General features: G+C 59.1%; 7 protein-coding genes. 6 read left to right on the top strand and 1 reads right to left on the bottom strand.

Annotation, left to right across the window (positions count from 1 at the left end; translation table 11 throughout):
* The coding region (locus NW807_RS10545; protein WP_414426077.1) for a Uma2 family endonuclease at positions 1 to 356 on the bottom strand (356 nt) is incomplete at its 3' end.
* A 171-nt stretch (positions 357 to 527) separates the two neighbouring features.
* Between NW807_RS10545 and csx2 the strand changes: the two genes are divergently transcribed.
* The 6 genes from csx2 to NW807_RS10515 form a co-directional block, all read left to right on the top strand.
* On the top strand, positions 528 to 1,835 hold the full coding sequence (csx2, locus tag NW807_RS10540; protein ID WP_414426076.1) for a TIGR02221 family CRISPR-associated protein: 1,308 nt from the start codon (positions 528 to 530) through the stop codon (positions 1,833 to 1,835).
* Positions 1,836 to 2,060: 225 nt separating this feature from the next.
* Positions 2,061 to 5,048, top strand: a complete 2,988-nt coding sequence (gene cas10 / locus NW807_RS10535; RefSeq protein WP_414426075.1) for a type III-B CRISPR-associated protein Cas10/Cmr2 — start codon at positions 2,061 to 2,063, stop codon at positions 5,046 to 5,048.
* Positions 5,045 to 6,178 carry a type III-B CRISPR module-associated protein Cmr3 gene (locus tag NW807_RS10530; RefSeq protein WP_414411709.1) on the top strand — a complete coding sequence of 378 codons (1,134 nt, stop codon included), beginning with the start codon at positions 5,045 to 5,047 and terminating at the stop codon, positions 6,176 to 6,178. Before cas10 ends, NW807_RS10530 begins: the two co-directional genes overlap by 4 nt.
* 45 nt (positions 6,179 to 6,223) lie before the next feature.
* Positions 6,224 to 6,994 (top strand): type III-B CRISPR module RAMP protein Cmr4, encoded by a 771-nt coding sequence (cmr4, locus tag NW807_RS10525; RefSeq protein WP_414426074.1) that lies wholly within the window; start codon positions 6,224 to 6,226, stop codon positions 6,992 to 6,994.
* Between the two features lie 13 nt (positions 6,995 to 7,007).
* Entirely contained in the window at positions 7,008 to 7,400 is a 393-nt protein-coding gene (locus NW807_RS10520) for a hypothetical protein (protein WP_099812778.1), read from the top strand.
* Positions 7,400 to 8,001 (top strand): Uma2 family endonuclease (locus tag NW807_RS10515; RefSeq protein ID WP_414426073.1); only part of this gene is annotated, 602 nt, incomplete at its 3' end. The genes NW807_RS10520 and NW807_RS10515, both read left to right, overlap by 1 nt.

The following is an 8,001-nucleotide window of genomic DNA, read 5'->3' as shown; positions in this document are numbered from 1 at the left end:
ATCTCAACCACCAGTTCAGGAATGGCAGAACAGGGCTCATCGGCCATGGCTTCAATTGGCAATCGCTCATTGGAGATGTAGGTGATATCCGGAACCGGGATCCAGGGCTCCCCTTGTCGAGTTAGGACAATTGCCCATTCAGCGTGAGCGGATCCCGGCTTGGGACACTCAGCAGCGGAACACCAGTCCTCAAGGATTCGCCACAGGATGGGCTGAAGACGAGCGCGGAAGCGCTTCGGCGACATGGGTTCATGTTTGGGAACAGCTTGCCCATCGACCAGCTCACAGGTAGCATCTTCCTCTGGCAAGGCGAGAAGTTGTTCGGGAGCGAGCGATAGCTTTTCGGTCGAGATCATGCTGGAATCCCCATTGCTCCAGAGGCCAACTGCTTTCTAGGTTAACTTCAGGCTCTTTCACCTTCTCTGTTTGGGAAAAGGCGTCTTGTTTTCGTGAAGGGGGGCTTTCAGGTTGCAGGAGCTTGCCAGCGCCTATGCTTTGATTGTTGCAGGCTCACCTGGAGGATCCCTATGGCCAAAACCCTTTTGACTACCCTGGGCACCACCAAATACACGGAGACAGTGTATTTCTTTGGAGAGCAAAGGGCAGATAAAACCTGCTACGTTGCCAAAGCCCTCTGCCAGCTTTTTGAGATTGACAGGGTTGTTCTCCTGCTTACCGAAGAAGCCCGCGCTACGCACTGGAACTGTCTGCAGGACTGTCTTCCCTCCCACGTGGAGAAAATTGCCAGGGCTATCCCTGAAGGGAAAACCGAGGCAGAGACTTGGGAGATCTTCGACGTGCTGGTGGATAGCATCGAGCCTAACACCCAGCTGCTTTTTGATATCACCCACGCCTTTCGCTCCATCCCAGTGCTGATGCTCTTGGGAGCCGCCCTCTTGCGCAAGGCTAAAAACGTCGAGATCCAGGGGCTCTACTACGGCCTCTACCGCCATGGCCAGGCAGAAACCCCCATCATCGATCTCACGCCGGCCATTCGGCTTCTGGACTGGCTGACGGCCAGCGACAAGTTCATCAGCACCGGCTCGGCGGTGGAACTGGGGCAGCTTTTGGACAGGGTTCAACGGGACTTTTACCGGCAGCAAAAGCCCGGCAAAGGGGATCCCCGGCCCACCCGGCTGCAGAGCTTTGGACAAGCCATCCGCGACATCTCCCGTTCTCTGGAGCTGGTGAGGCCGGTCAGCCTGCAGGAGGACTTGCGCAAGTTACAAAGACACTCTACCCAGGAGTTGGCAGAAGAGGTGGGCCAATTTGCCAAGCCCTTCGGCCTGCTGCTGCAAAGCATTCAAAATAGCTACAGCCAACTGGCGCTGCCGGCAGACCAGAAGGAGGATCCCCGCGCTCAAGTTCAAAAGCACTTTCAACTGCTGCGCTGGTATGTGGAAAAGCGCTTCACCACCCAAGCCCTTCTCTTGGCTCGCGAGTGGGTGGTTTCTGCCCTTTGCCTCTGTGAGGGGATCCAAAACTACCTCGAACGAGAAGCGCGGCAGGGAATTGAACACCAGTTGGGATCCCTCATCCCGCGGGAAGAGCAGCTCTTGGGAGATCTCCCTGCGACTGGATCCCTTATCCAACACCAAGAGCAGCTTCAGTCCCTGCCTCCCATTGCCGCCCATGTCCCAGATGTGCAGCAGCTAGCCAAGCTCTGGTCTCGGCTGAGCGAATACCGCAACGACGTGGCCCATGTGCAGATGAAACCCAAATCTCTACGCAGCGAAGTTCTGGAGAGCTTTGTGCTGCAGGATCTGCTGCCCAGCTTGGAGGCGCTGTTTCCCGAATTGGCTCGGCTAGAAAAGGATCCCTCCGCTTCTTGGTAAACCCAAGACATTGGCAGCTTCGTTCCCGCTTTTCAAGCCTAGTTAAAAAGTTGGCCAAGCTCAAGCTTGATCCTCCCAGACGACCAGAAAAAAAGCTGAAGAAATCTACGAAGCAAGGGGGATCGACGGATGGTGTTTTGTAGCCTCTGTAACCTCGACACCAGACGGCTGTCGGGTTCTTGTCTTTAGTTGTTCTAAACGTCCCCTTCCTGCTGCGAGAACACCATGGCTTATCACTACTGGCAAGCGAAGCTTTGGGGTCTGCTGCACGACCCCGCCCTCAAGGCCCTCCACGACGCCTCTGGCCGCGCCAAGGAAGGACTGTGGCCAAACTTAGCGGCGATGCGGGGGTGGATCTCCCCCAAGGCAGAGGGATCTCCTCTAGAAAGCGTTGGCGATGCGGATCTGGTCGCCTCCGCCAGCGATCGGGCTGCTATTGGCCACCTGCCGGTTGCCATCGACTACCAGGTAGCTGATTGCAGCCAGAGCCTGGGGCCGGGCCTAGAGATGAGCCATCTCCTTTCGGGGCGCAAGCGCTTTTGGCAACTGCCCGAAGAAGAACACCGGGCCCTGCGGCAGGCCAGCTCCCGCGCCGAGTACCTGCTGCGGCGGGAAGCAAGGGTGGTTCCCGACTGGATCTGGCAAGAGGAGGACATCCAGAAGGTGTTCTGGTGGTTCTGGCGCTGTTTCCCCCAGGCGTTGGTTCGGGAATTTGGCGATGAAAACCTTCTGCTTTTGCCAGCAGAAACGCGGCTGCCCGATGGATCCCTGTGGAGCCACACCAGCGTTGTGGCGGCCCTGGCAGGCTGTTTGGCCGGCTACGACGAACCCAAGTTCACGCGGCCTTTTTTGGCCAGCTTCACCTTCAACCCCATCCAGGAGCTGATCAAAGCCAGCCGCAAGATGCGGGACTTCTGGGCTGGATCCTGGCTGTTGCACTACCTCTCGGCACGGCTTTGCTGGGAGCTGGCGGAGAAATACGGCCCTGACTGTCTACTCTACCCCAGCCTCTACGGCCAGCCCTTGATCGACGCCTGGCTCTTGAAGCGATATCCCGAATTTGCCCAGTGGATCCCTCAGCCTTCTGCCAACGCCCTCCTCACTGCCGGCTTCCCCAACGTGCTCCTTTTGCTATTGCCCCAAGATCGGGTGCAGGCGGCCATGCAGTTTGCCCAGCAGACCCTCAAAGACGAATGGCGGCAGCTAGCGCAAAAGGCGCTGGAGCACCTGCAACTGGAGCGCCGCTGGCTGGTGCAGTTGCGCCCGGAGGATCCCACCTGGAAGGGATGGCTGGAGCACCAGTGGCAGATCTACTGGGCGGCGGCGCCCCTGGGATCCCCCCACCAAAGGCTTAAAGACACCGCCATCCTCAAGTCCCAGGAGTCCATCGAGCGGGATCCCTGGGTCAGCGCCCAAAACCGCACCTACCATCTCAAAGGAAAGCGGCAGCTTTTTGCCGACCCGGAGCTGAAGTTCCTGCGGATCAGCTTCTGGGATCCCGAAAGGCAGCAGCACCGCCAGCACAAGCCAGGGCTAAACGTAGGCTCCTGGTGGGCAGCGGCAGTGGAGGCGACGCGCCGGCTGCAGGCTGCCTGCAAACAGGCCCGCGATTGGCAGTTGCCGGTGGCCTTTGGGCCGCGCAGCACCGTCTCTGGCCTAGGGCCGGTGGTTCACCCTTCCCCCAGGAATCGCTGGATTAGCGAAGGGGAGAGCCGGCGGCTTTGGCAGCGCCAGGCAGGGCTTTTCGATGGCCGCGAGCAGCTCAACGCCACCGAAACGGTTAAGCGGGCCCTAGACAAGGTGTTGCCGGAGCTCTTCCCCACCCTCGACGAAGACGAGGTCGCCGCTTCCTACCCAGATCTCACTGCTGGCGTGGCCGGTTACCTGAAAACCCACGGGCGACGCGAGCTGGAGCACTTCGAGCAGGCCTGCCGCGCCGTTGAGGCCATCCACCCCGCCATTCGGGAGGTCATCCGAGAAATGCGCGGCAAGTGGGGGATCCCGTGGGCTGACCAGCAAAACCTGCGCTACCACCCGCGGCTGCTCAACGCCGGCTGGCTGGTGGAAGACCTGGAAGCGGACGAGGCAACCCAGAAGCGCTGCCGCCAGGAGATAGAAGCCACCCTCAGCCGCTACTACCCCAGCATCAACCCCGCCAGTTGGTACGTGCTGGCCGCGGGCGATGGCGACGACATGGGCCAGTGGCTGAGCGGGGGGAAGATGAAGCCCTACTACGACTACCTGCCCCAGCCGCTGCAGCGCCTAGCGGATGGCCAGAGGGACGCTATTGGCCGCGTCCTCGACTCTGAAGAGCTCAAGCAAGTCAAGGACGCCTTCAGCGAGTTTGTTAAAGCCAGCCGCAAGCGCATGGGCCCAGCCACCCACAGCGCCCTCAGCCGGGCTCTGTTGGATTTTTCTGGCCAGTTGGTGCCCTACCTTACTGAACAGCGCTATGCCGGCAGGCTCATCTACGCCGGGGGGGACGACGTTCTGGCCTACACCAACCTCTGGGAGTGGGATAGTTGGCTCTGGGACATCCGCCAGTGTTTCCGCGGCGGCGAAGACGACTGGCGCGAGTTTGCCAACGAAGGGGACTACTGGCAGTGGCAAAAGGCGCAGTTGCCGGCTGGCCTAAGCCGTCGCCCTCTTTTTACCCTGGGATCCCTGGCCAGCATTAGCTTTGGGGTGGTGATTGCCCACCACTCGGTGCCCCTGGCCATTGCCCTGGAAAACCTCTGGGAGGCCGAACAAGGGGCCAAGGGGCAGGCCTATGCCTCTAGCAGCCCCAAGGACAGCGTCCAGGTGCGGGTGCTGTTTGCCAACGGCAACCAACTGGTGAGCACCTGCAAGTTCGACACCTTCGACAAGTGGAAGGATCTGCTGGACTTCGACTGGAAGCTGTTGGGCCAGAAGCAGGATCAGAGCTCTCTGTTTGAGCAGGCCGCCCAGCTTTGGGAGCAGCACCCAGCCCCCACCTTGGAAGCAGTGCCCGATTGGGCCCGCTTGTTCTGCAGCCGCCGGGATCTCTTTCGCGGCGAAAGTGAGCAGAAGGATCGCTTCCAGGCCAAGCTGGTCGAGTTTATTCAGCACTTCTGGCAGCACAGCCTGCCCGCCCAGCCGGCGGCGTGGGATCTGGCCATCAAAAACTGGTTCAAGCTGGCGGCCTTTGTGCTGCGCAACCGCACCGTGGAATTGGGGAGAAATGCGCGATGAGTTGGTTTGTGCTCTCGCCTTTGGATGTGTGGATGTTTCGCGATGCCAAGCCCTTTGCGCCGGGGGAGCGGGCCTGGGCCACCAGCGGCTTTCCGCCCAGCGGGCACACCCTTGCCGGCGCTATCCTAGCTCACCTGGGCCAGCCGGCAACCCTGCGCCTCTGCGGCCCCTTTCTCTGCTGCGAGGAGCAGCTTTACTTCCCCAGCCCCTTGCACCTTTACCAGGGATCCCCCCTGGTGCCCATCCCCTGGCTGGAAGAGGGCCATGCCTACGGCAGCTACCGCTGGGATCCCACCCGGCCAGCCCCTCTGGTGACAGCGGCTCAGCTCGAGGAAGAAAAAAGCCCGCAAAGCCCCAAGCAAAAGGCTGCTGGCTACCTACCCTGGCAGGCGGTGCAAAAAGCCCTGCAAGGCAAGGGCTGGGATCTGGAGCAGGCAGTAAAGTCCCCCTGGGTAGAGGAAGTGCGGCCCCACAACACCCTGCAGGCAGGCAAACGCCAGGTGCGGGAGACCGATGGCTACTTTGTGGAAACCTGCATCCGCCTGCAGCCCGGCTGGAGCCTGGCTCTTTCCATCGAGTGCTGGGATCCAGAGCGCGAAAGCTGGGATCCCTTGCCCCTAGCGCAAGAAGTAGTGGTGCGGCTAGGGGGAGAAGGCCACGCTGCTCTCCTCAGCCCCTGCCCAAAGCTGGGCAAGCAGTGGCAAGTGCTGCAGGAGCTCTCCCAGCAGACCTTCCGGCAAGCCCGCCGAGCTCTGGCCTACCTGGTGACCCCCGGCGTGTTCATCAAAAAGGTGGAGGGGCGCTCCCTCTGCCGCGCCTGGCCCTGGGAGTGGCGCTTGGCCACCCCTCATCCTGCCCACTCCCTCACTGGCCCTCTGGTGAGCGTGGCCACCGGCAAACCGGTTCCCATTAGTGGCCGCCTGCGGGTGGAGTCCCTGACAGAGCCGCGCAAGACCAGCCTGCCAGCTCCGCAAGTGTTTGCCGCCCCGCCTGGCAGCATCTACTACCTGGAGCATCCAGCTCCCCTTGCCCAGGACGAGCCGGAGCTGGAAGATGGCCGGCTCAACGTCTTCCACCGCTGGCGGCTTCTAGGCTACAGCGAGTTGCTCTGGCTGCCTTGGGCCCATTGAGCTTGCTTTTGAAGTCCTGTTTTAACGGATAAGGAGTGTTTTTCTATGGCCTTTCACCTGGTCTATCTCACCTTGCTGACTCCCCTGCACACCGGCGGCACCACCCAAGAAGGCAACCTCTTGGGCATTGCCCGCGAGGCCCACACCAACTTGCCCTACATCCCTTCCAGCACCATCCGCGGCAAATTGCGGGCCAGCGTGGCCGAGAAAGAGTTAAAGTTTGAGCTTTTTGGCAACGAAATTGGGGAGGGGGATCAGCTTACCCAAGGCTCCATTTGGATTGGAGATGGATCCCTCTTGTGGGTGCCGGTGGCTTCCCTCAGCCACGGGGTAGTCTGGATTAGCTGCCCCCTCTTGCTCAAGCGCTGGCTGAGGCTAAGTGGCCAGAAGTTGCAGGTGCCGGAGCCCTATAGCACCAACTTGGAGGCAAACCGACCCATCTATCTCAAGGATGCCATCCTAAAGAACGGTCTAAAGAAGTGGGAAAACTGGCAAAGCTTTGTCAAATCTTCCAGCATCACCCGCGTCATTGTCTTGCCGGATCAGCACTGTGCCACCCTTATTCAAATGAGCCTGTGGCGGCAGGTGAAAGTTAAGCTCAGCGAGCACAAAGTTGTAGAAGGCGGCTTTCGCTACGAAGAGGCCATTCCCCCCGATAGCTTGATGTACTTTACCTGGGGGGTAACAGCCCAATCCAACGGCAATTCCCAGAAAGCAGTGGAGCAATTTCAGAAGCTTCTCCAGAAGAACCAACTTCTACAAATTGGCGGCCAAGAGAGCCTAGGCCGGGGCTTTGTCGAGTTGTCTTGGAACTAGTTGAGGAGGCTTTATGGAAACTTTTGATCCCCGCACGTTGGCCAAGCCCGTTTACGAATCCCTTCGCCAGTTAAGGGCTCAAACCAGAGACCAAGAAAAGCTTAAGGAGCAGAAAAACCAGGCTGTGGAGCTCTACACCTACCTTTCCACCTGGGGCCTGCTGCGCCTTAAGGCAGAAGAAGATGCCCTCAACCAGGAAGGGAAAAAACAAGTAGTCAAGGAGTTTTTTGATTGCCTAGAAGAGATCTCTGGCCAAAAGGGAATTGCTAACTCCAACGGCCTGGATCGTCTTATGCAATTGGGAGTTGAAGAGTATCTAGGTTTAACAGGGCTAGGTCTGGCTTTGGCTCAGGAATTCGGCTTTTGGGCTATGGCCATCTACCACGACATTAAAGGAGGAGAGTAATGGGCGTCGCGATCCCCCTGCAAGCGATTTCCCTGCAAGAAGGCAGCCGAGTGGTTATTCATTCTCTTACCTGGCAAGACTGCGAGAGCATTCTGGAGGAGCTGGGCGAAGATCGCCACACTCGCATTGCCTACTACGATGGCACTTTTGAGATCATGTCTCCTTTATCCAAACACGAGCGCCTTCATCGCATTGCCAGTGACATTGTAAAGGCTCTCTTAGATGCTCAGGGGAGAGATTGGGAAGACTTTGGCTCAACAACCCTCAAAAAGCCAGGCAGAGCTGGCGTGGAGCCCGACACCTGCTTCTATGTCAATCACCTGGAGTTGGTGCGAGGTTGCGAGGGCAGGATCGATGTCGATCAGTTGCCCCCACCTGATCTGGCCATCGAGTCCGACGTTACTTCCCGAACTTTTATCGAGGCCTATAGAGCCATCGGCGTGCCGGAAGTTTGGATCTTGGGTGAGCGAAGTTTGCGGATCTTTATTCTGCAGGGAGAAGACTACGTAGAATCAAGCTGCAGCTGGCTTTTTCCAGACTTCGACATCCCCAATCTTGTACCTCAACTCATTCGACGCGCCCTAGAAATTGGCACCAGCGC

It is taken from the genome of Synechococcus sp. R70.1 (assembly GCF_047461675.1).
Lineage (GTDB): Bacteria > Cyanobacteriota > Cyanobacteriia > Thermostichales > Thermostichaceae > Thermostichus.
This window is presented reverse-complemented; position numbering and strand designations above follow the sequence as displayed.